The sequence below is a fragment of the Paraburkholderia sp. SIMBA_027 genome, assembly GCF_046535315.1.
In the GTDB taxonomy this organism is placed as follows: Bacteria; Pseudomonadota; Gammaproteobacteria; order Burkholderiales; family Burkholderiaceae; genus Paraburkholderia; species Paraburkholderia tropica.
The window spans coordinates 1-237 of the sequence record NZ_JAWRWY010001585.1 but is presented as its reverse complement, the minus strand read 5'-3'; the positions used below and the strand labels follow the sequence as shown (position 1 = coordinate 237).

The window sequence follows — 237 nt, the reverse complement described above, 5'->3', positions numbered from 1 at the left end:
ATGACGAGCGCTTCGTAGCCGAGTTCCTTGGCCTTGGCTTCGGCGCCGACGGCTTCAGCCTTGAAGAACGGGTTGTCATGGGCCGGCGTGATGATGGCGATCAGATCAGCCGAAAATGCCGGCATGGCAACGCCGAGCGAAAGGGCACCGGCGAAGGCCGCAAGGGTCAGTCTGCGTGTAAAAGTCATGGTTTCTCCTCCCGAGTTTGACACATGGGCCGGGCCACCCCGGCCCAAC

The 237-nt window shown here is 62.0% G+C and carries 1 pseudogene; it reads right to left on the bottom strand.

What is annotated here, in order from left to right:
• Positions 1 to 188, bottom strand: a pseudogene (locus tag SB764_RS44520) (hypothetical protein); the annotation flags it as partial.
• Positions 189 to 237 lie beyond the last annotated feature (49 nt).